The sequence below is a fragment of the Robiginitalea aestuariiviva genome (genome assembly GCF_029537735.1).
In the GTDB taxonomy this organism is placed as follows: Bacteria; Bacteroidota; Bacteroidia; order Flavobacteriales; family Flavobacteriaceae; genus Robiginitalea; species Robiginitalea aestuariiviva.
Map to the genome: position 1 here is coordinate 45,949 of NZ_JARPUQ010000001.1, position 23,208 is coordinate 69,156.

Annotated in this window: 25 protein-coding genes; 18 read left to right on the plus strand and 7 right to left on the minus strand. The window is 55.8% G+C overall.

Annotated elements, in window-relative coordinates; translation table 11 throughout:
* Nucleotides 1–6 precede the first annotated feature (6 nt).
* From OZ410_RS00215 to OZ410_RS00255, 9 genes are all read left to right on the plus strand, one after another.
* Nucleotides 7–1,404: an anthranilate synthase component I family protein gene (locus tag OZ410_RS00215; RefSeq protein WP_277705892.1), complete on the plus strand. Its 1,398-nt coding sequence runs from the start codon at nucleotides 7–9 to the stop codon at nucleotides 1,402–1,404.
* Between the two features lies 1 nt (nucleotide 1,405).
* The gene (locus OZ410_RS00220) at nucleotides 1,406–1,975 is read left to right on the plus strand and encodes an anthranilate synthase component II (RefSeq protein WP_277705893.1); all 570 of its coding nucleotides are present in this window, start codon (nucleotides 1,406–1,408) and stop codon (nucleotides 1,973–1,975) included.
* Nucleotides 1,972–2,967, plus strand: a complete 996-nt coding sequence (gene trpD, locus OZ410_RS00225; protein WP_277705894.1) for an anthranilate phosphoribosyltransferase — start codon at nucleotides 1,972–1,974, stop codon at nucleotides 2,965–2,967. Before OZ410_RS00220 ends, trpD begins: the two co-directional genes overlap by 4 nt.
* The gene (gene trpC, locus OZ410_RS00230; RefSeq protein ID WP_277705895.1) at nucleotides 2,964–3,749 is read left to right on the plus strand and encodes an indole-3-glycerol phosphate synthase TrpC; all 786 of its coding nucleotides are present in this window, start codon (nucleotides 2,964–2,966) and stop codon (nucleotides 3,747–3,749) included. The genes trpD and trpC overlap by 4 nt, the downstream gene beginning before the upstream one ends.
* Nucleotides 3,746–4,420 (plus strand): phosphoribosylanthranilate isomerase, encoded by a 675-nt coding sequence (locus OZ410_RS00235; protein ID WP_277705896.1) that lies wholly within the window; start codon nucleotides 3,746–3,748, stop codon nucleotides 4,418–4,420. The genes trpC and OZ410_RS00235 overlap by 4 nt, the downstream gene beginning before the upstream one ends.
* Nucleotides 4,413–5,600 (plus strand): tryptophan synthase subunit beta, encoded by a 1,188-nt coding sequence (gene trpB / locus OZ410_RS00240; RefSeq protein ID WP_277705897.1) that lies wholly within the window; start codon nucleotides 4,413–4,415, stop codon nucleotides 5,598–5,600. The genes OZ410_RS00235 and trpB overlap by 8 nt, the downstream gene beginning before the upstream one ends.
* A gap of 4 nt (nucleotides 5,601–5,604) precedes the next feature.
* Nucleotides 5,605–6,387, plus strand: a complete 783-nt coding sequence (trpA, locus tag OZ410_RS00245) for a tryptophan synthase subunit alpha (protein WP_277705898.1) — start codon at nucleotides 5,605–5,607, stop codon at nucleotides 6,385–6,387.
* Nucleotides 6,384–6,611 carry a hypothetical protein gene (locus tag OZ410_RS00250; protein ID WP_277705899.1) on the plus strand — a complete coding sequence of 76 codons (228 nt, stop codon included), beginning with the start codon at nucleotides 6,384–6,386 and terminating at the stop codon, nucleotides 6,609–6,611. The genes trpA and OZ410_RS00250 overlap by 4 nt, the downstream gene beginning before the upstream one ends.
* A 66-nt stretch (nucleotides 6,612–6,677) precedes the next feature.
* Nucleotides 6,678–8,192 carry a M20/M25/M40 family metallo-hydrolase gene (locus OZ410_RS00255; RefSeq protein WP_277705900.1) on the plus strand — a complete coding sequence of 505 codons (1,515 nt, stop codon included), beginning with the start codon at nucleotides 6,678–6,680 and terminating at the stop codon, nucleotides 8,190–8,192.
* Nucleotides 8,193–8,195: 3 nt separating this feature from the next.
* Here OZ410_RS00255 and OZ410_RS00260 read toward each other — a convergent pair whose 3' ends face one another.
* Both OZ410_RS00260 and OZ410_RS00265 read right to left on the minus strand, forming a co-directional pair.
* Complete coding sequence (locus tag OZ410_RS00260) at nucleotides 8,196–10,742, minus strand: phosphoenolpyruvate carboxylase (protein WP_277705901.1); 2,547 nt, start codon at nucleotides 10,740–10,742, stop codon at nucleotides 8,196–8,198.
* A gap of 148 nt (nucleotides 10,743–10,890) precedes the next feature.
* Complete coding sequence (locus OZ410_RS00265; RefSeq protein WP_277705902.1) at nucleotides 10,891–11,547, minus strand: uracil-DNA glycosylase family protein; 657 nt, start codon at nucleotides 11,545–11,547, stop codon at nucleotides 10,891–10,893.
* 465 nt (nucleotides 11,548–12,012) lie between these two features.
* Between OZ410_RS00265 and OZ410_RS00270 the strand changes: the two genes are divergently transcribed.
* Nucleotides 12,013–12,141, plus strand: coding sequence for a 30S ribosomal protein THX (locus OZ410_RS00270; protein WP_277705903.1), 129 nt, complete (start codon nucleotides 12,013–12,015; stop codon nucleotides 12,139–12,141).
* A gap of 9 nt (nucleotides 12,142–12,150) precedes the next feature.
* On the opposite strand, the gene yaaA is transcribed toward OZ410_RS00270, so the two are convergent.
* From yaaA to OZ410_RS00285, 3 genes are all read right to left on the minus strand, one after another.
* Nucleotides 12,151–12,912 carry a peroxide stress protein YaaA gene (gene yaaA, locus OZ410_RS00275; protein ID WP_277705904.1) on the minus strand — a complete coding sequence of 254 codons (762 nt, stop codon included), beginning with the start codon at nucleotides 12,910–12,912 and terminating at the stop codon, nucleotides 12,151–12,153.
* A gap of 91 nt (nucleotides 12,913–13,003) precedes the next feature.
* Nucleotides 13,004–14,041, minus strand: a complete 1,038-nt coding sequence (locus OZ410_RS00280) for an RluA family pseudouridine synthase (RefSeq protein WP_277705905.1) — start codon at nucleotides 14,039–14,041, stop codon at nucleotides 13,004–13,006.
* A gap of 1 nt (nucleotide 14,042) precedes the next feature.
* Nucleotides 14,043–14,630 (minus strand): PASTA domain-containing protein, encoded by a 588-nt coding sequence (locus OZ410_RS00285; protein WP_277705906.1) that lies wholly within the window; start codon nucleotides 14,628–14,630, stop codon nucleotides 14,043–14,045.
* A gap of 89 nt (nucleotides 14,631–14,719) precedes the next feature.
* On the opposite strand from OZ410_RS00285, the gene OZ410_RS00290 reads away from it, so the two are divergent.
* The 5 genes from OZ410_RS00290 (at nucleotide 14,720) to OZ410_RS00310 (ending at nucleotide 20,356) form a co-directional block, all read left to right on the plus strand.
* Nucleotides 14,720–15,706: a D-alanine--D-alanine ligase gene (locus OZ410_RS00290; RefSeq protein WP_277705907.1), complete on the plus strand. Its 987-nt coding sequence runs from the start codon at nucleotides 14,720–14,722 to the stop codon at nucleotides 15,704–15,706.
* Nucleotides 15,707–15,734: 28 nt separating this feature from the next.
* Complete coding sequence (coaD, locus tag OZ410_RS00295) at nucleotides 15,735–16,196, plus strand: pantetheine-phosphate adenylyltransferase (RefSeq protein WP_277705908.1); 462 nt, start codon at nucleotides 15,735–15,737, stop codon at nucleotides 16,194–16,196.
* Nucleotides 16,197–16,320: 124 nt separating this feature from the next.
* A complete protein-coding gene (locus OZ410_RS00300; protein WP_277705909.1) occupies nucleotides 16,321–18,171 on the plus strand; it encodes a PAS domain-containing sensor histidine kinase in 1,851 nt (616 codons plus the stop codon).
* Nucleotides 18,158–18,562, plus strand: coding sequence for a response regulator (locus OZ410_RS00305; RefSeq protein ID WP_277705910.1), 405 nt, complete (start codon nucleotides 18,158–18,160; stop codon nucleotides 18,560–18,562). The genes OZ410_RS00300 and OZ410_RS00305 overlap by 14 nt, the downstream gene beginning before the upstream one ends.
* A 48-nt stretch (nucleotides 18,563–18,610) precedes the next feature.
* A complete protein-coding gene (locus OZ410_RS00310) occupies nucleotides 18,611–20,356 on the plus strand; it encodes a M14 family metallopeptidase (protein WP_277705911.1) in 1,746 nt (581 codons plus the stop codon).
* A gap of 3 nt (nucleotides 20,357–20,359) precedes the next feature.
* Here OZ410_RS00310 and OZ410_RS00315 read toward each other — a convergent pair whose 3' ends face one another.
* Nucleotides 20,360–20,956, minus strand: coding sequence for an NUDIX hydrolase (locus OZ410_RS00315; RefSeq protein WP_277705912.1), 597 nt, complete (start codon nucleotides 20,954–20,956; stop codon nucleotides 20,360–20,362).
* A 7-nt stretch (nucleotides 20,957–20,963) separates the two neighbouring features.
* On the opposite strand from OZ410_RS00315, the gene pyrE reads away from it, so the two are divergent.
* Complete coding sequence (gene pyrE / locus OZ410_RS00320; protein ID WP_277705913.1) at nucleotides 20,964–21,605, plus strand: orotate phosphoribosyltransferase; 642 nt, start codon at nucleotides 20,964–20,966, stop codon at nucleotides 21,603–21,605.
* Nucleotide 21,606: 1 nt separating this feature from the next.
* Entirely contained in the window at nucleotides 21,607–21,999 is a 393-nt protein-coding gene (locus OZ410_RS00325; RefSeq protein WP_277705914.1) for an SRPBCC family protein, read from the plus strand.
* A gap of 6 nt (nucleotides 22,000–22,005) precedes the next feature.
* Here OZ410_RS00325 and OZ410_RS00330 read toward each other — a convergent pair whose 3' ends face one another.
* Nucleotides 22,006–22,746, minus strand: a complete 741-nt coding sequence (locus OZ410_RS00330; RefSeq protein ID WP_277705915.1) for a biotin--[acetyl-CoA-carboxylase] ligase — start codon at nucleotides 22,744–22,746, stop codon at nucleotides 22,006–22,008.
* An 80-nt stretch (nucleotides 22,747–22,826) separates the two neighbouring features.
* On the opposite strand from OZ410_RS00330, the gene rsfS reads away from it, so the two are divergent.
* Complete coding sequence (gene rsfS, locus OZ410_RS00335; protein WP_277705916.1) at nucleotides 22,827–23,201, plus strand: ribosome silencing factor; 375 nt, start codon at nucleotides 22,827–22,829, stop codon at nucleotides 23,199–23,201.
* Nucleotides 23,202–23,208: the final 7 nt, after the last annotated feature.

Consider the following 23,208-nt stretch of genomic DNA (forward strand, 5'->3'; position numbering starts at 1 on the left):
AAATACATGTCTTACCCTCTGAAGACGTTTTACAAGAAGATCCTGGCAGATACCATTACGCCGGTGAGCGTATACCTGAAAATCAGGGACCGCTTTCCCGGCAGCATCCTGCTGGAGAGTAGCGACTACCACGCCAACGATAACTCCTTTTCCTATATCTGCTGCAATCCCATTGCCAGCTTCCGGGTGCAGGACAATACCCTGTATCGCCAGTACCCGGATGGTAAAAAGGAGCAACAGGCCATAGGCCCGGACACGGATGTCGCCCTGGAAATCCATGCCTTTGCCCGGCAGTTCAAGGTTGCGGATAACGATTTCAAGTTCATCCACAGTGGGTTATTTGGCTATATGGCTTACGATGCGGTCCGGTATTTCGAAGATGTGGAGATCGGGCGCAAGCCGGATTCTGCAGACATCCCCGACATCTATTACGCCGTATACCAGAACATCATTGCCATAAACCACTTTAAGAACGAGGCTTACCTCTTTGCCCACAGTTATGAGGGGGACAACAACCTCTCCCAGCTGGAGCAGCTGCTGAGCGTACAGACCTTTGCCTCCTACCGCTTTACCCGGGAAGGGGATCGGGCCTCCAACCTGGAGGATACAGAATTCCTGGAGCAGGTGGAACTGGCCAAAAAACACTGCGCCCGGGGCGATGTATTCCAGCTGGTCCTCTCCCGCAGGTTTGCCCAGGGATTTAAAGGAGATGAATTCAACGTATACCGGGCCCTGAGGTCCATTAACCCCTCCCCCTACCTCTTCTACTTCGACTACGGGGATTTCAAGATCTTCGGCAGCTCTCCCGAAGCCCAGCTGGTGGTCAAGGACGGTAAGGCCGAAATCCACCCCATTGCAGGCACCTTCAGGCGCACCGGGAACGACGAGGAAGACGCCCAGCTGGCCAAGGCCCTGGCTGCGGACGAAAAAGAAAATGCGGAACACGTGATGCTGGTAGACCTGGCCCGCAACGACCTGAGCCGCAACGGGAATACGGTGCAGGTGGAAACCTACCGGGAGGTGCAGTATTTCTCGCATGTGATTCACCTGGTTTCCAAGGTTACCGGCCTGAAGAAAAAGGACATCCCTACCATGAAGGTGGTGGCGGACACCTTCCCTGCCGGCACCCTGAGCGGGGCACCCAAACACATGGCCATGCAGCTCATTGAGCGCTACGAGAAAACCAGCCGGTCATACTACGGGGGAGCCATCGGGTTTATGGCCTTCGATGGGGATTTTAACCACGCCATTATGATCCGGACCTTCCTGAGCCGGAACCACAACCTCTACTACCAGGCAGGGGCAGGCCTGGTGGCCGCCTCCGACCCCGAGGCCGAACTGCAGGAAACCTACAACAAGCTCGGGGCGCTGAACCAGGCCCTGGAAATCGCTGAAACGCTGTAGTATGAAAGAGGTACTGGTAATTGACAACTACGATAGTTTTACCTACAACCTGGTCCATTACCTGGAGGAACTGGGGTGCCGGGTAACGGTGCGTCGGAACGACAAGCTGAGCCTGGAAGAACCTGAAGCCTTTGCGCATATCGTGCTTTCCCCCGGGCCCGGCATCCCGGAGGAAGCCGGTTTGCTGAAGGCGATCATTGAAAAATACGCCCCCACCAAACGGATCTTTGGCGTTTGCCTGGGGCAACAAGCCATAGGGGAAGTCTTTGGCGGCAGGCTCATCAACCTGGACCAGGTGTACCACGGGGTGGCTACCGGCATCCGCGTAACCCGGGAAGATATCCTCTTTAGCGGGCTGCCACGGGAACTGCAGGTAGGCCGCTACCATTCCTGGGTGGTAGACCCGGACCTGCCCGAGGCCCTGGAGGCCACTTCGGTGGACGCTTCGGGCCAGGTCATGTCCCTGAGGCACCGCACCTACGATGTACGGGCCGTACAATTCCACCCGGAATCCGTCCTTACCCCCGAAGGCAAACAAATGCTTGCGAACTGGCTAAACGAAGACGCATGAAAGCAACTCTGAACAAACTAATTGAACACCAGCTCCTGACCCGGCTGGAGGCCCGGCAGGTCCTGGTCGATATTGCTTCCGGTACCTATAACACCAGCCAGGTGGCGGCCTTCCTGACCGTGTTTATGATGCGCAGCATCAGCACCGAAGAGCTGGAAGGCTTCCGGGACGCCCTGCTGGAGCTTTGCAAAGCCGTAGACCTGGGCGATTACGAGCCCATAGACCTGTGCGGCACGGGCGGGGACGGCAAAAACACCTTCAACATCTCCACCCTGGCCTCCTTTGTGACGGCCGGGGCCGGGGTGCCCGTGGCCAAGCACGGGAACTACGGGGTTTCCTCTAAATGCGGTAGCAGTAACGTGATGGAGTTCCTGGGCATCCGCTTCACGGACGATTCCGATTTCCTGAGGCGGTGTATGGACCAGGCGGGGATATGCATCCTGCACGCCCCCCTCTTTCACCCGGCCATGAAACAGGTGGCGCCCATCCGGCGGGAACTGGGCGTAAAGACCTTTTTCAACATGCTGGGGCCCATGGTAAACCCGGCCTTCCCGAAATACCAGATGGTAGGGGTCTTTAACCTGGAACTGGCCCGGATGTACGGCTATCTCTACCAGAACACAGACAAGACCTACAGCATCCTTCACGCCCTGGACGGGTATGACGAAATCTCCCTGACCGGGCCGGCCAAGTGGATCGGATCGGCCGGCGAGGGCATCCTGCAACCGGAGGACTTCGGGTTACAGGCCCTGAGCCCAGCCGATATTGCCGGGGGGGACCAAATTGAAGATGCTGCCCGTATTTTTCTGGAAGTGCTCCAGGGCAAGGCCACCGATGCCCAAAACCAGGTGGTATGCGCCAATGCCGGGCTGGCCATTGCCACAGTACAAGGCTGCAGCCCGCTGGAGGGCTACCAACGGGCCCAGGAATCCCTGGCTTCCGGTAAGGCCCTGCAAGCGTTCCGCACCCTTCAAAAACTGAGCGAACCATGAATATCCTACAGCAAATAGCAGCCGACAAAAGGCGGGAAATTACCCTGAAAAAAACCTGTGTGCCGGAAGCCCAGCTTCGCGGGAGCGCGCTTTTTTCCATGCCCACCCGCTCCTTGAAAGCCTCTCTTGAAGCCCGCCCCTTCGGGATCATTGCCGAACACAAAAGGCGGTCTCCTTCCCGGGAAGTCATTAACCAGAGTGTCCCCCTGCCCGCCGTGGTGGGCGGGTACGACGCAGCCGGGGCCGGGGGTGTTTCCGTCCTGACCGATGGCACCTACTTTGGCGGCTCCCTGGAAGACCTGCTGCTGGCCCGGGCCACAACTGATTTGCCGCTGCTTCGCAAGGAATTTATCCTGGACCCCTACCAGCTGCTGGAGGCACGGGCCTACGGGGCTGATGCCATATTGCTGATCGCGGCCCTGCTTCCTGCGGAACGGGTTACCGCCCTGACCCACGAGGCCCATGAGCTGGGGCTGGAGGTGCTCCTGGAGGTACATGACCAGGAAGAACTGGACGACAACCTGGAGTGCGGTGCAGACCTTTTCGGGGTGAACAACCGCAACCTGAAAACCTTCGAGGTGAGCCTGAAGACCAGCCGGCAACTGGCCCCCCATATCCCGGAAGGGGCCCTGAAGGTATCGGAGAGCGGGCTGGACAGGCCCGAAGAACTCCGGGAATTACACGCCCTGGGCTACCGCGGCTTTTTGATGGGCGAACGTTTTATGAAGCACGAGGACCCGGGGCGCGCCCTGGAGTTATTCCTCCAAACCCTGACTCCGTGAAACTGAAAGTCTGCGGCATGAAACACAACCCGGGTGCCATTGCCCGGTTGCACCCGGATTACCTGGGCTTTATTTTCTGGGAACCCAGCCCCCGCAACTTTGGCGGGCCGCCCCCGGAAGGCCTTTCCAAGGGCCCGGTGCCCGCCGGGGTTTTTGTGGATGCCACGGCCGATGCCATCCTGGAAAAATGCCGGGACTTTGGCCTGGGTATGGTGCAGTTACACGGGAAAGAAAGTGCAGCCTTTTGCGGCCACCTGAAAAACCGCCTGGAAGACCTGGGCCTGGATGTACTCCTGGTTAAGGCCTTCGCCGTGGGGCCGGGTTTTGATTTTGAAGCCCTACAGCCCTATCTGCAGGCCTGCGACGCTTTCCTCTTCGACAGCAGGGGCCCTATGCCCGGCGGGAATGGCAAGGCATTCGACTGGACCCTCCTGGCTGCCTACCCCTTTGACCTCCCGTATTTCCTGAGTGGGGGGATTGGTCCGGAGTCAGTGCCGGAACTGGAGGCCTTTTTCCAACAACCTGCCGCCCGCAGGTGCATGGCCATCGACATCAATAGCGGGTTTGAGACCCGGCCGGGCGAGAAAGACCCCGCCCGCATTAAAACCTTTATGAACCAGGCCTTCTGGACTACCAAACGCGGCCTGAAAAGCACGGAAAAAAATGAGTAAATACCATGTAGACGAACACGGGTTTTACGGGGAATTCGGGGGGGCGTTTATCCCCGAGATGCTCTATCCGAATGTAGAAGAGCTGCGGCAGCATTACCTGGAAATCATGGCCTCCGAAAGCTTCCAGCAGGAATTCCGAAAGTTGCTGCGCGATTACGTGGGCCGGCCCACCCCCCTCTATTACGCCGAGCGCCTGTCCGAGAAATACGGCAGCCGGATCTACCTGAAACGGGAAGACCTCTGCCACACCGGGGCACACAAGGTAAACAACACCATTGGCCAGATCCTGATGGCCAAGCGCCTGGGTAAAAAGCGCATCATCGCCGAAACCGGTGCCGGGCAGCACGGGGTGGCCACGGCCACGGTCTGTGCCCTGATGGGCCTGCCCTGCGTGGTCTATATGGGAGAGGTGGACATTGCCCGCCAGGCGCCCAATGTGGCCCGCATGAAGTTGCTGGGCGCGGAAGTGCGCCCCGCCCGTTCTGGGAGCCGAACCCTGAAGGACGCCACCAATGAAGCCATCCGGGACTGGATCAACAACCCGGAAGACACCCACTACATTATAGGCTCCGTGGTGGGCCCCCACCCCTACCCGGACATGGTGGCCCGCTTTCAGGCGGTAATCTCGGAGGAGATTCGCCACCAGCTCCTGGAAGCCGAAGGCCGCACGGACCCGGATTACCTGATTGCCTGCGTGGGGGGCGGCAGCAACGCCGCCGGTACGTACTACCACTATCTGGACCAGGAAGAAGTTCAGATTATTGCTGCAGAGGCTGCCGGCAAAGGCGTGGATACAGGCGAGAGCGCGGCCACCTCGGCCCTGGGCCGGGTGGGCATCATTCACGCCAGCAAGACCCTGCTCATGCAAACCGCGGACGGCCAAATCACCGAACCCTACTCTATTTCGGCCGGGCTGGACTACCCCGGGGTGGGGCCCATGCACGCCCACCTCTTCCAAACCGGGCGGGCGCAATTTATTCCGGTTACCGATGCCCAGGCCATGGCGGGCGGGCGGGAACTGGCCCGCCTGGAAGGGATCATCCCCGCCATCGAATCTTCCCACGCCTTTGCCGTACTGGAAATGGGGGCCGTGCCCCCGGACAGCCTGGTGGTGATCAACCTCTCCGGGCGGGGGGACAAAGACCTGCAAACCTATATCGATTACTTTGATTTAACCTGAAGCCATGGCTGAAACCCAATCCCAAAACCGCATACACCAGGCCCTGGAAAAACCCGGGAAACTGCTCTCCATCTATTACACTGCCGGCTTCCCCAACCTGGAGGACACCGTACCCATTTTGGAGGAATTACAGGCGGCCGGGGCCGATATGGTGGAAATCGGGCTGCCATTTAGCGACCCCCTGGCCGATGGCCCCACCATTCAGGAAAGCTCCACCCGGGCCCTGCGTAACGGCATGCATACGGAACTCCTTTTTGAACAGCTGAAAGATGTCCGCAAAACCGTAGACCTCCCCCTGATCCTGATGGGGTATTTTAACCCCGTGCTGCAATACGGGGTAGAGGCCTTCTGCCGCAAATGCAAGGAAGTGGGGATAGACGGGCTTATCCTGCCAGACCTGCCCCTGGAGATCTACCAGCGGGACTACCAGCACCTGATGGCCCCCTACGGCCTAAGCATGGTTTTTCTGATCAGCCCCCAAACCGGGGAGGCGCGCATCCGGCAGATCGATGCGGCTTCGGATAGCTTTATCTACATGGTGAGCTCTGCCAGCACCACCGGGGTCCAGGACCAGTTCGGCCAGGGTCAGGATGCCTATTTTGACCGCATCCATGCTATGGAACTCAAGCACCCTCAGGTGGTGGGCTTCGGGATTTCGGATGCCCAGAGTTTCCAAAAAGCCACCCGCACGGCCAAAGGGGCCATTATCGGGTCCGCCTTTATCCGCCTGCTGGAACGGGAAGGCCTGGGCGGTATCCGCAACTTTATCGAAAACATACGCCCATGAAAGCCTGGCTGGAAGACTGGCGCATCCTGATGGTCCTCTGCCTCACCCTGGGGATGGCCCCATATTTCCCGGAACCCCACCTGCTGGGCAAACTGCGGTGGCTGGCCGGAGGGGGCCGCGGGATGGAACCTATCGATTATTTCGACACCGTGCTGCACGGCTTCCCCTGGATCCTTTTACTGCGACGGCTTGCGCTGGCCGTTTACCGCCGCGTCCGGAAATAAGCCATCCCGTATTGCCTAGCCCCTGAAAATAGGGTAACTTGAGACGCCGAACCCAAAACCGAATCTATGAGAAGTTTTAGCCTTCTAAGCCTGCTGGTTACAGCCCTGCTTTCCACTGCTACAACCTGGTCGCAGGAAGATGCCACCCTGAAGGCCCAGGTACGCCACAGTATTGACGAACTCGTCTCCTTTGTGGCTATCCCCAACGATGCCCTGAACCATGCAGACATCAACCGGAACCTCACCTGGCTAACCGATAAGTTTACGGCCCGCGGGTTTAACACCTCCATCTTGCCTACCTCGGAGGAATCCCTGTTTTTTGCGGCCCTGCCCATGGTGGAAGGGAAGCCCACCCTGCTCATGTACATGCACTTTGACGGGCAGTCTGTAGACCCCGCCCGCTGGTCGCAACCGGACCCCTATAAAGTGGTTTTAAAAGCCCCGGGGGAAGACGGGCAATGGGAAACGCATCCTTTTTCGGACCTCTCCGAAGACATTCCTTACGACTGGAGGCTCTTTGGGCGATCTACCTCGGACGACAAAGGGCCCATTGTGATGCTGCTGAACACTATTGACCTGCTCCGGAAAGAAGGCAAGGAACTGGCCTATAACCTGAAAGTAATCCTGGACGGGCAGGAAGAACGCAGCAGCCGACCCCTGCCCCAGGCCGTGGTGGATTACCGGGAATTGCTGGAAGCGGATTACCTGCTGATTGCCGACGGCCCCACCCACTACAGCGGGAAACCCACCCTGGTATACGGCTGCCGGGGCATTACTACCCTGCGCCTGACTACTTATGGCCCTATCCGGCCCCAACACAGCGGGCATTACGGCAACTACGCCCCCAACCCGGGGCAACAACTGACCCAAATCCTGGCCAGCATGAAAGATACCGAAGGACGGGTACGGATTGCAGGTTACTACGACGGCATCTCCCTGACACCGGATGAAAAGAATATCCTGAAATCCGTGCCGGACGACGCCGGCCGCATCAATGGCGACCTGCTGGTGGGACGGCCGGAACAGGTGGGCGCCTTTTACCAGGAAGCCCTGCAGTACCCCTCCCTGAACATCCGCGGGCTCTCATCCGGGTGGACGGGAGACCAGGCCCGCACTATTGTTCCGGCAACGGCTACGGCCGAACTGGACCTGCGCCTGGTACCGGAATCGGACGGGCACCGGCTCAAAGGCCTGATCAAATCCCATATTGAATCTTTGGGCTATACCCTTACCGACAAAGAACCCGATGCCGAAATGCGGATGCAGGATAAGCGCTGGGTACGGGTAGAGGAGAGCGAAGTTACCGAGCCCTTCCGCACCCCCCTGGACCACCCCTTTGGTAAGCATGTGGTAGATCTGCTTGGAAGCACCTTCGGGGAAGACGTGGTGCAGATCCGCATTGCCGGGGGCACGGTGCCGATCGCGCCTTTTGTAAACGCCCTGGATATCCCGGCATTTTTACTCCCCCTGGTAAACCCGGACAACAACCAGCACAGCCCGGACGAAAACCTGAAACTGGGCCAGATTGCCTATGGCCTGAAGGCCCTGGACGCCATCCTGACTACCCCGCTTGCCCCCTAGGGATCAGGCGGAATTCCGGCTGGCGTTGATGTTGCCGTACAGGGAACGGGTCACGATCTTTTCGTAGAGCTCCTTGAAGGAACTGTCCTGACCAATCCGCTGCAGGGCGCATTGCTGAATCACCAGCAACGGCAGGACGATATCTTCCCGGATCTTAACGGATTCACGGGAGACGGTCTCCCCTTCCATCAGCACCTTGGAACTGGAAATCTGCAGCAGCATCCGCTTGGAGAGCTGATACTCCTCATAAAGGATGTTCCAGAATTCGCTGAATTCCGGGTCGTCGTTCATATAGCGGGTCAGTTCAAAATAGCACTTGGTCAGAGACATCATACTGTTGCGCATCAGGGCCTGGAAAAAGGGCACTTCCTTATAGAGTTTCTTCAGGTCCGACAACCGGCCCTGTTCCTTGAGCGCCTTCAGGGCCGTCCCGATCCCGAAATACCCCGGCACATTCTGCTTGAGCTGGCTCCAGGACCCCACAAAGGAAATAGCCCGCAAGTCGGAGAGTTCCAGTTTGGCCTTGTTGCCCCGTTTCCCCGGGCGGCTGCCGATATTAGCCTTCTGGTAGTACTTAAGCGTACTGCGGTGCTCCAGGTACGGGATAAACTTCTCGTGTTGCTTCAGGGCGTCGTATTTGTCAAAACTCAGGTCCGAAAGGGTTTCGATCAGGTCGCGCTGGGCAGGGGTAATGATATTCTCCCGGCCAAAGATGGTATTGGACAACCCGGCCGTAAGCAATTGTTCACTGTTGTGGATGAACTGCTCCGGCGTCCCAAAGGTGCTGGTAATGGTCTGCCCCTGTACCGTAAGCTGGATCTCGTGGTTGGCTATCGCCTTGGTCTGGGCGGCATAGAACCGGTGCGTTTTCCCGCCACCCCTTGCGGGCGGCCCCCCACGACCATCAAAAAAGATCGCCTTGATTTTGTGTTTGCGGCAGGTTTTCGACAGGGTTTCCTTGGTTTTAAAGATGGACCAGTTGGCCTTCAGGTAGCCTCCGTCCTTGGTGCCGTCTGAAAAGCCGAGCATGATGGTCTGTATATCGCGCCGCTGCTGCACATGGGCGCGGTATTGCGGCAAATCAAAAAGGGTATTCATAATAGCTTCGGACTCCTGCATCCCGTTCATGGTTTCGAACAGGGGGACGATGTCGAAGGAAATGGCCCCATCCTGCCAGCCACACCAGCGGAACAGCCCGTAAACAAACAACACGGAGAAGATGTCTTCCGAGTTGCTGATAATGTACCGGTTGCAACCCGCCTCGCCGTTTTTGGCCTGTATATCCGGCAACTGGGTAATATTCTGAAGGGTGTCCTGTACCAGCGGGTCGTCAAAATCCGAGGCAGTGACGGGCAGGCGTTCCTCCACCAGCAGGCGGATCAGGGCGGCCTCCGAAAGTTCGTCCAGGTTTTCCCGGATTTTCCCGTGTTTCAGCAATACGGCTTCCACCACCCGCTTATGTACCCGGTGGTCCTGGCGGATGTCCAGGGTGGCAAAATGGGTGCGGAACAGCCGCACCTTGTCAATAAAGTGATCCAGCTCCTTCACGAACAACCCGTAATAGGTGTCCACCAGGGTAGCCCTAACTTCCAGCAGGGGTGCCATGATTTCCGAATACGGCAGGTTCTTTTCCTTGTCGAACATGGCCACATACACCTTGCTTCGCAATTCCTGCAGGGCTTCCTGCACCCCTCGGAAGGAGATGCGTTTGGCCAATTCCTTCAGGTCGTTGTAATAGCACTTCATCAGGGTGGTGCGCAGTTCGTCCGCCACATCGCGGGTGATATCTGCCCGGACGTAGGGGTTCCCGTCCCGGTCGCCCCCGGGCCAGAAGCCCAGCTTGATGATGTCCGGGTTGTTGTACTGGTCGTTCCCAATACTGGTTTTGATGTACTGGTAGAGTTCCCCCACCGCCTGGTAATACACATGGCGGAGGGTATAGATGATATTTTTAGCCTCGTCCAGGGGGGTGGGTTTCTTGCGGTTGATCAGGGAGGTGAGCCCCAGCTGCTGCAGGGTTACATCGATCTCGTCGATTTTGTTTTCCAGGATCAGGGTGCGTAATTCGGTAATGATATCCAGTACCGCAGGGGTATAAAACTGGGTGGGGTGGGCCGTAAGTACAATCCGGGCACTGAAGGTGTCCAGCTTTCTGGCCACCTTGTCCCAGCGTTTGTTTTTCTTGGCCAGCTGGAAATAATCCCGGATCGAAAGGGAATCCGTGTGTTCGTGCAGCTTGGGAAAAGCCGCATCCTCCACACTGTCGTAAAGCACCACCTGCCGCTCTACAAACTGTATGATGTGGAACATCAGGTCGATCTGTTCCCGTTCCGTAGTGGCTTTGGTAAAATCCCGGAAAAATCCGTCCAGGATTTCCGTGGGGTTTTTACCCTCTTCCAGCCCCTTATGGCATTGCTGGAAGAGCAAGGGGATATAAATCCCTACGTTTTCCCCTTCCGTATAGGGAAGGTTAAGGAAAAGGCTGTTGTAAACATTGAACTTATTGCGCACCGAGCGCTTGAATTCCTTGAGGCGTTCCACCTGACTCATAGTATGCGTTGTTGACTGTTACCCCGGGGTACGGCAAATTGCAGCAGCCCGGCCCATGCAAATTACGCCTATCCCGGAAAAGCCAAAACTTTTGGGAAGGCTCTTTTAACAAAATAGGCCTCACCTGGTAGAAAATCAACAAAAACGGCTAAAAAAACCGGCGGTACTGCTCCACGCGAAAATCCAAGACGGTATATGCAGGGTCATTGGCCTTACGCGCCTTGTACTCCGCAAGGCTGCCCACAGCACGGTTGGCCGAACCCGAAGGCGCCGTCAGGGATACGGTGCGCAACTGCCGCCCCCCGGGGAGTTCCACCGTATTGATGCGGGGCACCTGGACGGTAACCGGTTGCAGGGTTAAGCCGGCCTGCTTCAACAGCTTCCGGAAGAGGTATTCCGGGCCATTTTTGCTGTTGCCCCCGGTAAACAGTAAGGTTTCTACCCTGGGATACTGCGAAAGGAGCCCCAGCAGGTCGCGCAGTCGGATGTGCTGCATCCCCAGGTCCGAGGCATCGATGCGCTGCCGTTGGGCCTCTGCCACAATATCGCAAATCCCAATACCCCGGCGCCGCAGGAAAGCCTGGCGTTCGGCCACCGCCTCCGGGGTGGTTTCATAGGTAAGGCCCAGCTGAAAGATGCGGTCCAGGATGGGCCAGAGCTGCCCGTCCCGGCTGCCGTAACAGAAATCCACATCCCCGGGCCGTAAATGTCCGGTGGTAAATCGCGGCGGGGGCAACGTACCTACAATCCACTTGGTCGCGGTGTCAAAAAGGAAGGGGGGATACGGGTGGCGGTGGAGAAACATGTGAAAGGATACTGCCCGTAAAAATACAGGATTCGGACCAGGCCGGAAATTCGTCCTGGAGCTTCATACTTCAGGGGTTTGGCCTTTGTGGCATTTTAGTGGGGACAGGGCGGGGCGGACTCCCCCACCCCCCTGACCAAAATAAGTACGGAACGTGAAAGGGTTTTTCATGATTGCCGGCCCCGGGAAAGGGGAAATGCCCCAAAGCCCCGGTGAAAAATACAGTTTGACCCTGCAAAACCCAAGCAGTTAGTCTACAGGTCTACAAGGGGAAACCACCCCAAAGCCCCGGGTTCAAATTACCGATCCAACCCGCATATAAATTGCAGTCCTTTGCCCAAGGGGAAACCACCCCAAAGCCCCGCTTCGAATATAGCGACCGAATCTGCAATCCCCTGTCCGCCCTTCCCCTTTATTGGGAAGTCATGCCTATTTCGTATCTTAAAGGATCTAATGTTACGAGATATGGGAAAAGGAGATAAAAAGACCAAACGCGGCAAAATCGCAAACAAGAGTTACGGGGCAAGGCGCCCCAGGAAAATCCGCAAGCGGACACCGATAGAGGAAAAGGTAGGCGTAAAGGGTAAATCCTGACCCCCGCCGTTACCGAATGAAAACAGGTTCGTTTGCCTTAAGGGTATGTTCCGGGCTAAACTGATAGCCATCCGCATCAAAGCCCTTCAGGTCTTCTGCACTGGCAGCACCGGATTCAATAATATACCGCACCATGGCGCCCCGCGCTTTTTTGGCGTAAAAACTAATCACCCGAAGTTTGTCCTTGCTCCAGTCCTTGAAAACCGGCGTAATGACCTCCGCCTTTAGTTTTTTGGCATCCAGGGCGGAGAAATACTCCTTGCTGGCCAGGTTCACCAGCATCTCCCCCGCCTCCATTTCCGAATTCAGTTTTTTGGTAAGCGTTTCTTTCCAGAAGGCATACAGGTTGGCCTTCCGACCCACTTTGAGAGAGGTTCCCATTTCCAGGCGGTACGGCTGTATCAAATCCAGCGGGCGCAGCAGGCCATAAAGCCCCGAAAGGATTCGCAACTGCTCCTGCATGCGGTCAAAATGTTTGGCATCCAGGGAATAGGCATCCAATCCCTGATAAACATCGCCATTAAAGGCAAAAACGGCAGGACGGGCATTTTCCGGCCCGAATGGCAGTGAAAATTCCTGGTTGCGTTTCCAGTTGAGTTCCGCCAGGTCCGTAGAAATATCCATCAACTCAGACAGGGCCTTGGGCTTCTTGCGGGCCAGCACCTGGTTGAGCTTCTGGGCAGCTTCCAGAAATTCCGGTTGGGAATATTCCGTAGTGGGAAGGGTACGTTCAAAATCCAGCGACTTGGCCGGGGAAATCACAATCTTCATCTCCTGAGTTTTTGCCTTTCAAAAATACAACGCTCCCGGGGTTCTGCCCAGCGGGGTCGAAAAGAGTTCCTTATGGTTCTATTGAGCGCCCCTATTCTGCGGAAAGGTGACGGGCATAGCCCCGCCATTTTTCGATACAGGCAGCCATGTCTTGCGGGATGGGCGCCTCAAAAAACAAATGCTCCCCGCTTTCCGGATGCACAAAGCCCAGGGTCCTTGCATGCAGGGCCTGCCGGGGCAGCAGTTGGAAGGCATTTTCCACAAACTGCTTGTATTTGGTAAAGGTGGTACCCTTCAGGATGCGGTCGCCCCCGTAACGGGCATCGTTAAACAGGGTATGTCCGATATATTTCATGTGTACCCGGATTTGGTGGGTACGGCCCGTTTCCAGGCGGCAACGGACCAGGGTCACATACCCCAGGCGCTCCAGCACCTCGTAATGGGTTACGGCCTCCTTGCCCTGATCGGCCTCAGGGAAGACCTGCATCTGCAGGCGGTTCTTGGGGTTACGGCCAATGTGGCCTTCAATCCGCCCGGCATCGTCTGCCACATTGCCCCAGACCAGGGCCACGTATTCGCGTTGGGTGGTTTTGTCGAAAAATTGCTGGGCCAGGTGAGCCATGGCATGGTCGGTCTTGGCAATGACCAGCAGCCCGGAGGTATCCTTATCGATACGGTGAACCAATCCGGGACGGTTACTGGAATTCATGGGCATATCCCCAAGGTGGTGGGCCAGGGCATTGACCAGGGTCCCGGAGTAGTTGCCGTGGCCCGGGTGCACCACCATCCCGGCCGCTTTGTTGACCACTAAAAGAGAGGCGTCCTCGTAAATAATATCCAGGGGGATGGGTTCCGGGGTGAGCAGGTACTCGTATGGCGGGTGTTCAAACAGGACCCGGACCGTATCTCCGGCCTTAACCCGGTAGTTCTGTTTAACCGTCTGCTCGTTTACCCGGATATTGCCTGCCTTGGCCGCCTGCTGGATCTTGTTACGCGTGGCATTGCGGATCAGGTTCATCAGGAATTTATCCACCCGCAAAGGGTCCTGCCCCCCGCCGGCGGTAAAGCTGTAATGCTCAAAAAGTTCTTCGGAGTCGGATTCTTCGGGTTCCGCGTCAAATGCCGCCATGCTAGTTGGATTCCGCTTTTACCCGGGCCTGATCCGGGATGGTACCATTCCCGCAAATCAATTCTATGCGGGAGGTTTTCGGCAATTTATCCCCTGGGTTAACATATTTACCCTGGTGGCGGATGCGGTACACCATATCCTTGCCCAGTTCGTCTATATAACTCACTTTATCCACCTCCAGGCCCACGGCCCGCAGCATGGATTCGGCATTGCGCTGGGTTACCTGGATGATATCCGGAACGGTTACCTTTTTATAACCGGAGGGGTTAACCGTAACGTAGATTTTACGGTTCTCCTTAACGCGGGAACCGGCCGGAGGGTCCTGGTCCTTAATGGAAAAACGCGGGTATTCCGGGTCGTAGTTGGCAGAATCGACCACCTCGTACCGCAGGCCGGCCTCTTCGATGACCTCCCGCATTTCCGGTACGGACAGCCGGGCCAGTTCGGGCACCTCCACAAACTCCCCGTGCCGGGTAGAGCTTTTGAGCCACTGCAGGGCGAACCATACCAAGAGGATGGTGGCCGCCAGCGCCAGCCCCAGCTGGATCAGGAAGGTTTTGGATCGCAAGAAATTCAGGAAGTTTCGCATGGGCACCGAATTACCTTACAAATATAGAAAACCCGCCGCTTTTTAATTACTTTGGCTGGGTCGAAAAGCCAAATTACCAGTATCCTGCTATGGGAACTCCGAAAAATATTGCCGTCATTATGGGCGGGTATTCCAGCGAATACAACATCTCCCTGAAAAGCGGGGCAGTGGTCTGTAAATGGCTGGATCCAGAAGCCTACCGGGCCTATCCGGTTGTCATCAGGCCGGAAGCCTGGGAATTGAAAACTGAAGATGGGCAGCTGCACCCGGTGAACCGTCACGATTTTACCGTAGACCTGCCCGAGGGCATCCTGCGGTTTGACTGCGTCTTTAACGCCATTCACGGCACCCCCGGCGAAGATGGGCTGCTGCAGGCCTATTTTGAATTGATCGGCCTGCCGCTCACCGGCTGCGATTTCTACGCCTCGGCCCTCACCTTCAACAAAAGGGATTTGCTGAGTGTGCTGAAAGTACACCAGGTGCCCTGTGCCCGCTCCTACCACCTCGATAAGGGACAACCCATACACGCCGGCACCATTCTGGAACGAGTAGGGCTGCCCTGTTTTGTAAAAGCCAACCGCTCCGGCAGCAGTTTCGGGGTGAGCCTGGTCAAAAAGGCCGAAGAATTAGATGCGGCCCTCGAGGTCGCCTTCAAGGAAGACAATCAGGTCCTCATTGAACAGGCCCTGCAGGGGCGGGAAGTTTCCGTGGGGGTCATCCGGTACCGGGGGAAAATACAGGTGCTGCCCATTACCGAAATCTGCCCGGACAACGAATTTTTCGACTACGAGGCCAAGTACGAGGGCAAATCCCGGGAAATCACCCCGGCCCCGATCCCGGAGCACGAGACCGAGGCCGTCCGCAAACTGGCCGCGCACATATACGAAACCCTGGGCCTTCAGGGGTACAGCCGGAGCGAATTTATCCTGGTGGACGGTATTCCCCACCTGTTGGAAGTGAACACCACCCCGGGGCTGACCGAAGCCAGCCTGCTGCCGCAACAGGCTGCAGCCGCCGGCATTCCGCTGCCCGAGCTTTTCGGCAGCGCCATTGAGGAAGCCTTGGGTAAAAAATAAGTACCTTAGTCCCGGTTAATGACTAAACATGAAACGCGCCATCTTTCCCGGATCCTTCGACCCTATTACCCTGGGGCATTATGACATCATCCAGCGGGGCCTCTCCCTGTTTGATGAACTGGTGATTGCCATTGGGGAGAATGCGGAAAAGCGGTATATGTTTAGCCTGGAAGAACGTATTCGGTTTATCTCCGAGGCCTTTGCCGGGGAACCCCGCATCCGGGTAATGAGCTACACCGGCCTCACCGTGGATTTCTGCAAAAAGGTGGAAGCCGGTTTTATCCTCAGGGGCCTGCGCAACCCCGGTGATTTTGAATTTGAAAAGGCCATTGCCCATACCAACCGGAAACTTTCCGAGATCGAAACGGTCTTTTTGCTCACCGCTTCCGGCAAGTCTTACATCAGTTCCTCCATTGTGCGGGACGTGATCCGAAACGGGGGGGATTTCACCGGGCTGGTCCCGGATACCGTCAGGGTTTCCAAATCATAACCCAGCCCCCTTCAGGGCTTCGCACCGCGTCAATCCCACCCCTCACAACAGCCAGAAGGGCATTCACAACATTCCTTCATCTATTGTAGGTGAACTACATACTTTAGTAGGAAATATCTTATAGGTGCTCAAAAGGCTAAATCACGATATCCAGAATTACCTGATCAAACAGCTGCCCAACCCGACAGCTTTTTTGAACGACAGGCTGGAAGTGGTATATGCCTCCGATTCCTGGATCGAGGCCCTGATGCTGCAAAAGGATGGAGTCATCGGCCGGGGGATCTGGGAGCTGATACCCCAGGCGCCGGAACACTGGCACGAAATCCTGGAGAATTGCCTGAAAGGAATTTCCGGTCAAAAAGGAGTAGAACGCGTGGTTAGCCCGAACCGGGAAGAAAAATGGTTCGAGTACGAAAATAACCCCTGGTACGACGAACAGGAAAACGTGATTGGAGTCCTCATACAGATTACCGACGTAACGGGGCGCATCAAAAGCGAAATCCGGCACGAAAAGACCGAAATCCTTATGCGGGCCCAATCTGAACTGGCCCGGATTGGCAGCTGGGAATACGATGTGGTGAAAGACCAGCTGCATTGGTGCAACATGACCAAGGAAATCCACGAGGTACCCCTGGAATTCCAACCGGACCTGGAAAGCGCTATAGAATTTTACAAAGAGGGTTATTCCCGCAATACCATTTCCATGGTGGTATACCGGTCCATAGAAACCGGGCAGCCCTGGAGCGAGAAACTGCAACTGGTGACCGCAAACGGTCGTGAAATCTGGGTCATCGCTTCCGGAAAACCCCTCTACCAAAACGGCAAATACATTGGTTTGGTAGGCACTTTTCAGGATGTAACCCATACCACCCAGTTTGAGCAGCGGATCATCGAAAGCGAAAAGCTGTTGCGGACCGTGGTGGACAACCTGCCCCTGAACCTCTATATCAAGGACCTGGAATCCCGTAAAACCCTGGTGAACAAGTCCGAATGTGAATACCTGGGGGTGTCCGACCCCTCCGAATTGCTGGGCAAAACGGACTTTGACCTCTTGCCCAAAAAGATGGCCCAGATCTCCCGGGACGAAGACCTGTATGTGATGAGCAACGGCAAGTCTATTATAGGGAAGGAAACCCTCTTAGAACTTCATGATGGTTCCACCACGCATTTCCTTTCCTCCAAAATCCCGCTTTTTGATGCGGAAAACCAGATTTACGGCCTAATGGGCATTAGCCTGGATATTACCGACCTGAAACAGAAACAGGAAGAATTGAGGGAGCTGATCAACGTAACCTCCCAGCAGAACAAAAAACTGATCAACTTCACCCACATCGTTTCCCATAACCTGCGGTCGCATTCCGCTAATTTCTCCATGCTGCTGGAACTGCTTGGGGTGGAAGAAGATCCGCACGAAGCCCAGCGCATTGTCGGGATGCTCACCAAGGCCTCCAACAACCTGATGGAAACCCTGGAAAACCTTAACGAGGTGGTAGCCATCAATACCAACACCAATATCCAAACCAGCCGGGTGGACCTCCACCATATGGCCGAAGAAGCCGAAAACAACCTGGCGGCCTACCTGGGCGCCAACCTGGCCAAAGTGGTAAATGAAATCCCCAAAGCCACCATGGTCCAGGCCGTACCTTCCTACATGGAAAATATAATTTCCAGCCTGATTACCAATGCCGTACGCTATCGCCATCCGGACCGGCTGCCGGTGATTCGCCTGTATATGGAGAAAACCAACAACCGGACGGTCCTGTGTGTGGAAGACAATGGCCTGGGCATTGACCTTGACAAGTACGGCGACAAGCTGTTTGGGATGTACAAAACCTTCCACAACCACCCGGATGCCCGCGGTATCGGGCTTTATATCACCAAAAACCAGATCGAGGCCATGCAGGCCAGCATCCTGACGTGCAGTGAGGTCGATCAGGGAACCACCTTTAAAATATTCTTCAATGACCCCCATTGATTCCATTTGCGTGATTGATGACGACCCCATTGTGGTCTTCGGCATCCGAAAGATGCTGCAGAATGCACTGCCCGAAACCTCTTTAATCGCCTTCGAAAATGGCCGGCATGCCCTGGATTACATGCAGGCGGCCCTGGACCAGGGGATACCCCTTCCGCGGCATATTCTGCTGGATATCAATATGCCCATTATGGACGGGTGGCAATTCCTGGAAGCCTTTATTGGCCTTCCCATTCCGATGCCCATGGACATTACCATCATTACTTCGTCCATAGACCCTTCCGATTACGGGCGTTGGGAAACCTTCCGGGCCATAACCCACCACCGCCTGGAATACAAGAATAAACCCATCCGCAAAGACGACCTTATCGCCATCGTAAGCGCGGCCTGACCTTCAGTTTTTTAGGTACCTTTGCGAAAAATCCGCAAGGCGTACGCTATGAAATGGTTACCCGGCTTACTGCTGCTGACAGCCCTCTTGCTTACCAGTTGTGAACAACGGGTCGAAAGCGAGAAAGAAGAATATCCCACCCCCTTCGAAACCGGCAACGGGAATACCAGTGCCACCTACCAGGAAGTACTGGATTTTTATATCCACCTGGCACGGGAATTCCCCCAGGTGAACCTCCAGACCCTGGGAATGACGGACAGCCAGCACCCGCTGCACCTGGTCACCTTTAATCCCGAAGGCAACTTCAATTTTCAGCGGCTCGGGCCGGAAAAGACCGTCTTGCTGGTACTAAACGGCATCCACCCCGGGGAACCGGACGGGATTGACGCCAGTATGATGCTGATGCGGGACCTGGCAACTGGCGCCCTGGAGGCCCCGGAAAATATAGTGGTAGCCATGGTCCCGGTCTATAATGTAGGCGGAGCCCTGCAGCGCAACAGCGCCACCCGCGCCAACCAGAATGGCCCGGAGCAATATGGCTTCCGGGGCAATGCCCGCAACTATGACCTGAACCGGGATTTCATCAAGATGGATACGCACAATGCCCGGAGCTTTGCGGAGATCTTTCACATGGTGCAACCGGATTTTTTCCTGGATACCCACGTGAGTAACGGGGCGGATTACACCTATGCCCTTACCCACCTTTTTACGCAATACCAAAAGCTGGGCGGGCCACTGGGGGCCTATCAGGAAGAAGTATTGCGTCCGGCCCTGGAAGCAGCCCTGAAGGAGCGGGACTGGGATATCACCCCCTATGTAAATGTCTTTAACCGCCCTCCGGAATCGGGGTTTTCCCAGTTCATGGATTCCCCCCGTTACTCCACCGGGTATACCACCCTGTGGAACGTGCCCGGAATGATGCTGGAAACCCACATGCTGAAACCCTATTCCACCCGTGTGGAGGGGACTTATGCCGTGCTGGAAACCACGTTGCAGCTGATGGCCGAACACGGGCCCCGCCTGTCCAAACTCCGGGAAGCCTCGGCAGCCTACTGGGAAGGGGCTGCCTATTACCCCCTGGCCTGGGCCGTAGACAGCCTGCATTATCAGGAACTCCCCTTTAAAGGTTACAAAGCGCGATGGATACCCAGCAGGGTTACCGGGCAGGAGCGGCTGCAGTACGACCGGGAGCAGCCTGTAGATACCGTCCTTGCCTATTACAATAATTTCCGGGCCACGGATTCGGTTCGTATCCCCAGGGCCTACCTGATGCCCCTGCAGTGGGAAGGGATCCGGGAACGATTGGATTGGAACCACATCCAGTACAGCACCCTGGAGGCCGATACCGTTATGCAGGTTACCGCCTATCGGATTGCTAATTACCAAACCTATAACCGGCCCTACGAAGGCCATTATCCCCATTACGCGACGGCGGTATCCCCGGACACCCTGGAGGTGGCCTTTCGGGAAGGCGACCTGTATATCCCCACGGCACAACCCGGGCTCAGGTACCTGCTGGAAACCCTGGAGCCCCAGGGGGTGGATTCCTTTTTCAACTGGAATTTCTTCGACCCCATACTGCAGCGGAAGGAGGGGTATTCGCCTTATGTGTTTGAGGATGAAGCGGCATCCCTCCTGGCAGCGGACAGCACCCTGCGCAAGGCTTTTGAGGCCCGGAAGGCTTCAGATGCGGCCTTTGCAGGCAGTGCCGGGGCTCAGTTGAACTGGATCTATATGCACAGCCCGCACTACGAGCCGGCGCATAACCGTTACCCGGTATACCGCCTGGAGTAAGCCCTAAAGGGCAGGCGGTTCAAAGAGGATGCGGATGTTGATGTAAGACTGCTCCAGGGCGGCCTGGATTTTTTTGGGGCCCTTCCACTTTACCTTTTCAATGCCTTCACTCTTCTGGCCTTTCAGGGGGCCGTCGTAGGTGGTGCGCATGGCGTACCAGTGCACCTCTTTAAGGCGGTATTTCCCGCCCCGCTTCAGTACGTGGTAGGTGGTACGGAGGAAATTTTCGATTTCAAGGCCCTGCACCCCGGTTTCTTCCTCTACCTCGCGCAAGGCGCAGTCCTCCAGCTTTTCCTTTTTCTTGCAAACTCCTTTAGGGAGGTCCCATTTGTCGTTGCGGTAGATAAAGAGCACCTTCCCGCTGGCGTTGGTTACCACCCCTCCCGCAGCGACTATCATAGGGATTTCGGCGGTAAACTTATTGAGGATTTCCTCCAGGTTGGGGTGGTAGATATAGGCCCGCTCCAATTTCTTTTTAAAGAGGGCATCTACCGCGGATTTCACCGCCTTGCCGTTCATCTTGAAGTATTCACCTTCGCCGGCGTCCATGATTTTATCCGTTAAAATCAGCGGACGCTCATTCACAAAAACTTTATACATTTACGGCATGGTTTTAAACGATGAAACAGCCCGTAAAACGGCGGAGCTTCTGCTACAAATAAATGCAATAAAATTAAAACCAGAAAATCCCTTTACCTGGGCTTCCGGTTGGAAATCTCCTATTTATTGCGATAACCGGATTGTACTGTCCTACCCCCAGATCCGAAACTACATCCGCGAGCAGCTCGCCTACCAGGTAGAAGAGCTCTACGGCAAGCCGGACCTGATTGTGGGCGTGGCCACCGGAGCCATCGGCATCGGGATGCTGGTAGCTGAAAAGCTGGGGCTCCCCTTTGCCTATGTGCGGCCGGAACCCAAATCCCATGGCCGGCAAAACCAGATTGAAGGGCATGCAGAACCCGGGCAAACGGCAGTGGTAATTGAAGATCTGATCAGTACCGGAAAAAGCAGCCTGAATGCCATAGACGCCCTGGAAGCCTTCGGGTTGAAAGTTAAGGGCATGCTCGGTATCTTTTCCTACGGTTTCCCCCTGGCAGAATCCCGATTCCTGGAGCGGGAACTGCAGGTTCACACCCTGAGCAATTACAACCATCTGATCGAACTGGCCTCCGAAACCGGATACGTACGAGAGGCCCAACTGGAAACCCTGCGGGAATGGCGTGCCAATCCCCAAGACTGGAACCCCTGATATGCACCTTGAAGCCCCAACCGCCCGGATCGAAAAATCCCGAAAAGAGGTTTATGCCTTTTTAAGCGACCTCAAAAATTTTGAACAGCTGATGCCGGAGAACATCCAGACCTTTGAGGTGCTGGATGAGGATACCTTCCGCTTTGCCCTGAAGGGCATGCCCGAAATTGTCCTGAAGCGCAAGACCCAGCAGCCGGAGTCCCAGATTGTACTGGGGGCGGCCAGCGATAAACTGCCTTTCTCCCTAACGGCAGACATACAGGAGGCTGGCCCCCAGGCCAGTGAAGTACGCCTGAGTTTTGCCGGGGATTTTAACCCCATGATGGCCATGATGATCAAAGGGCCCATTACCAACTTTATCGGGACCCTGAGCCAGAAGCTTTCCCAGGTCTAGCCCTTTTCAATAGAGCATTTCCACTTCCTTCGGGCCAAAAATTTGCAAATCCCCACCCGCGTCCTGCAATTGTAGTAATCCGTCCTGGGTTACCCCTTGAATAACGCCACGAAAAGCTTTGCCTCCGGGTAATCGGTAGCGGTGGGATTTGCCCAGCCCGAACAGGCGTTCCCGGTATCGTTTCTCCAGGGTTTCCGTACGCCGTACCCCCAGGGCCGCTATTTCCTGCTCGATCCCGGCCACGACGGCCCGTAACAGGGGTTCCCGATCGAAGGTCCTGCCGGTGGCCAGCAGTAGGGACCCGGCCCTGGGCAGGGCCTCAAATTCGGTTTGGTTTACGTTTAAGCCAACCCCGATTACCGTGGTAGTGATGCGGCCGCCCTGGAGCAGGTTTTCGATCAGGATGCCACAAATCTTATGACGGCCTGACAAGATGTCGTTTGGCCATTTGATGGAAAGTTGCGGGATTCCAAAGGCTTCCAGGGCCTGGCAGATGCCCAGGGAAACCGCCATATTCAATTGAAAATGCGCCTGGGCATCCCAATTTAAACCCGATTTCAACAGGCTGAAGGTTAGGTTTTTACCTGCCTCAGATACCCAGGTTGCCCCCCGCTGCCCGCGGCCGGCTGTCTGCAGCTCCGCCCAGAGCAGGGTGCCGTTTATAACCGGCCCTTCGGCCAACAGCCGTTTTAAATGGGCATTGGTGGAATCCGTGGCACTTATTTTGATCAGTGAGAGCGGGCGCATTTCCGGTGATAAAGGGAATATTAAAGGTACTGCCTAAAAAAACAAAAAAATGGTAACTTTGTATAAACTAAATCTTTTGGATGCAGAAAAGGAAAGCTAGCGCAGATGAACTGATTGCCACCATTTTACAAGGGATAGAAGAAGTCAAAGGATTAGACATCAACTTGCTGGACTTAAGGGCTATAGACAATACGGTTTGCGACTACTTTGTGATTTGCAGCGGTACTTCCAACACCCACGTTAACGCCATCGTCAATTCCATACAAAAGACGGTCAGTAAAACCCTCCAGGACAAGCCCTGGCATGTGGAGGGTACGGACAATTCCGAATGGGTACTGATCGACTATGTGAACGTAGTGGTTCACGTCTTCCAGAAACACACCCGGGAGTACTACGACATTGAGGGCCTTTGGGGCGATGCCAAGGTCACCATGGTCGAAAGCAGTTATAATTAAAATACAC

What these genes read in the sequence shown, in the direction of transcription:
- OZ410_RS00215 (WP_277705892.1), top strand. Translation starts at nt 7, where the DNA reads ATGTCTTACCCTCTGAAGACGTTTTACAAGAAGATCCTGGCAGATACC.
- OZ410_RS00220 (WP_277705893.1), top strand. Translation starts at nt 1,406, where the DNA reads ATGAAAGAGGTACTGGTAATTGACAACTACGATAGTTTTACCTACAAC.
- trpD (WP_277705894.1), top strand. Translation starts at nt 1,972, where the DNA reads ATGAAAGCAACTCTGAACAAACTAATTGAACACCAGCTCCTGACCCGG.
- trpC (WP_277705895.1), top strand. Translation starts at nt 2,964, where the DNA reads ATGAATATCCTACAGCAAATAGCAGCCGACAAAAGGCGGGAAATTACC.
- trpB (WP_277705897.1), top strand. Translation starts at nt 4,413, where the DNA reads ATGAGTAAATACCATGTAGACGAACACGGGTTTTACGGGGAATTCGGG.
- trpA (WP_277705898.1), top strand. Translation starts at nt 5,605, where the DNA reads ATGGCTGAAACCCAATCCCAAAACCGCATACACCAGGCCCTGGAAAAA.
- OZ410_RS00250 (WP_277705899.1), top strand. Translation starts at nt 6,384, where the DNA reads ATGAAAGCCTGGCTGGAAGACTGGCGCATCCTGATGGTCCTCTGCCTC.
- OZ410_RS00255 (WP_277705900.1), top strand. Translation starts at nt 6,678, where the DNA reads ATGAGAAGTTTTAGCCTTCTAAGCCTGCTGGTTACAGCCCTGCTTTCC.
- OZ410_RS00260 (WP_277705901.1), bottom strand. Translation starts at nt 10,742, where the DNA reads ATGAGTCAGGTGGAACGCCTCAAGGAATTCAAGCGCTCGGTGCGCAAT.
- OZ410_RS00265 (WP_277705902.1), bottom strand. Translation starts at nt 11,547, where the DNA reads ATGTTTCTCCACCGCCACCCGTATCCCCCCTTCCTTTTTGACACCGCG.
- OZ410_RS00270 (WP_277705903.1), top strand. Translation starts at nt 12,013, where the DNA reads ATGGGAAAAGGAGATAAAAAGACCAAACGCGGCAAAATCGCAAACAAG.
- yaaA (WP_277705904.1), bottom strand. Translation starts at nt 12,912, where the DNA reads ATGAAGATTGTGATTTCCCCGGCCAAGTCGCTGGATTTTGAACGTACC.
- OZ410_RS00280 (WP_277705905.1), bottom strand. Translation starts at nt 14,041, where the DNA reads ATGGCGGCATTTGACGCGGAACCCGAAGAATCCGACTCCGAAGAACTT.
- OZ410_RS00285 (WP_277705906.1), bottom strand. Translation starts at nt 14,630, where the DNA reads ATGCGAAACTTCCTGAATTTCTTGCGATCCAAAACCTTCCTGATCCAG.
- OZ410_RS00290 (WP_277705907.1), top strand. Translation starts at nt 14,720, where the DNA reads ATGGGAACTCCGAAAAATATTGCCGTCATTATGGGCGGGTATTCCAGC.
- coaD (WP_277705908.1), top strand. Translation starts at nt 15,735, where the DNA reads ATGAAACGCGCCATCTTTCCCGGATCCTTCGACCCTATTACCCTGGGG.
- OZ410_RS00305 (WP_277705910.1), top strand. Translation starts at nt 18,158, where the DNA reads ATGACCCCCATTGATTCCATTTGCGTGATTGATGACGACCCCATTGTG.
- OZ410_RS00310 (WP_277705911.1), top strand. Translation starts at nt 18,611, where the DNA reads ATGAAATGGTTACCCGGCTTACTGCTGCTGACAGCCCTCTTGCTTACC.
- OZ410_RS00315 (WP_277705912.1), bottom strand. Translation starts at nt 20,956, where the DNA reads ATGTATAAAGTTTTTGTGAATGAGCGTCCGCTGATTTTAACGGATAAA.
- pyrE (WP_277705913.1), top strand. Translation starts at nt 20,964, where the DNA reads ATGGTTTTAAACGATGAAACAGCCCGTAAAACGGCGGAGCTTCTGCTA.
- OZ410_RS00325 (WP_277705914.1), top strand. Translation starts at nt 21,607, where the DNA reads ATGCACCTTGAAGCCCCAACCGCCCGGATCGAAAAATCCCGAAAAGAG.
- OZ410_RS00330 (WP_277705915.1), bottom strand. Translation starts at nt 22,746, where the DNA reads ATGCGCCCGCTCTCACTGATCAAAATAAGTGCCACGGATTCCACCAAT.
- rsfS (WP_277705916.1), top strand. Translation starts at nt 22,827, where the DNA reads ATGCAGAAAAGGAAAGCTAGCGCAGATGAACTGATTGCCACCATTTTA.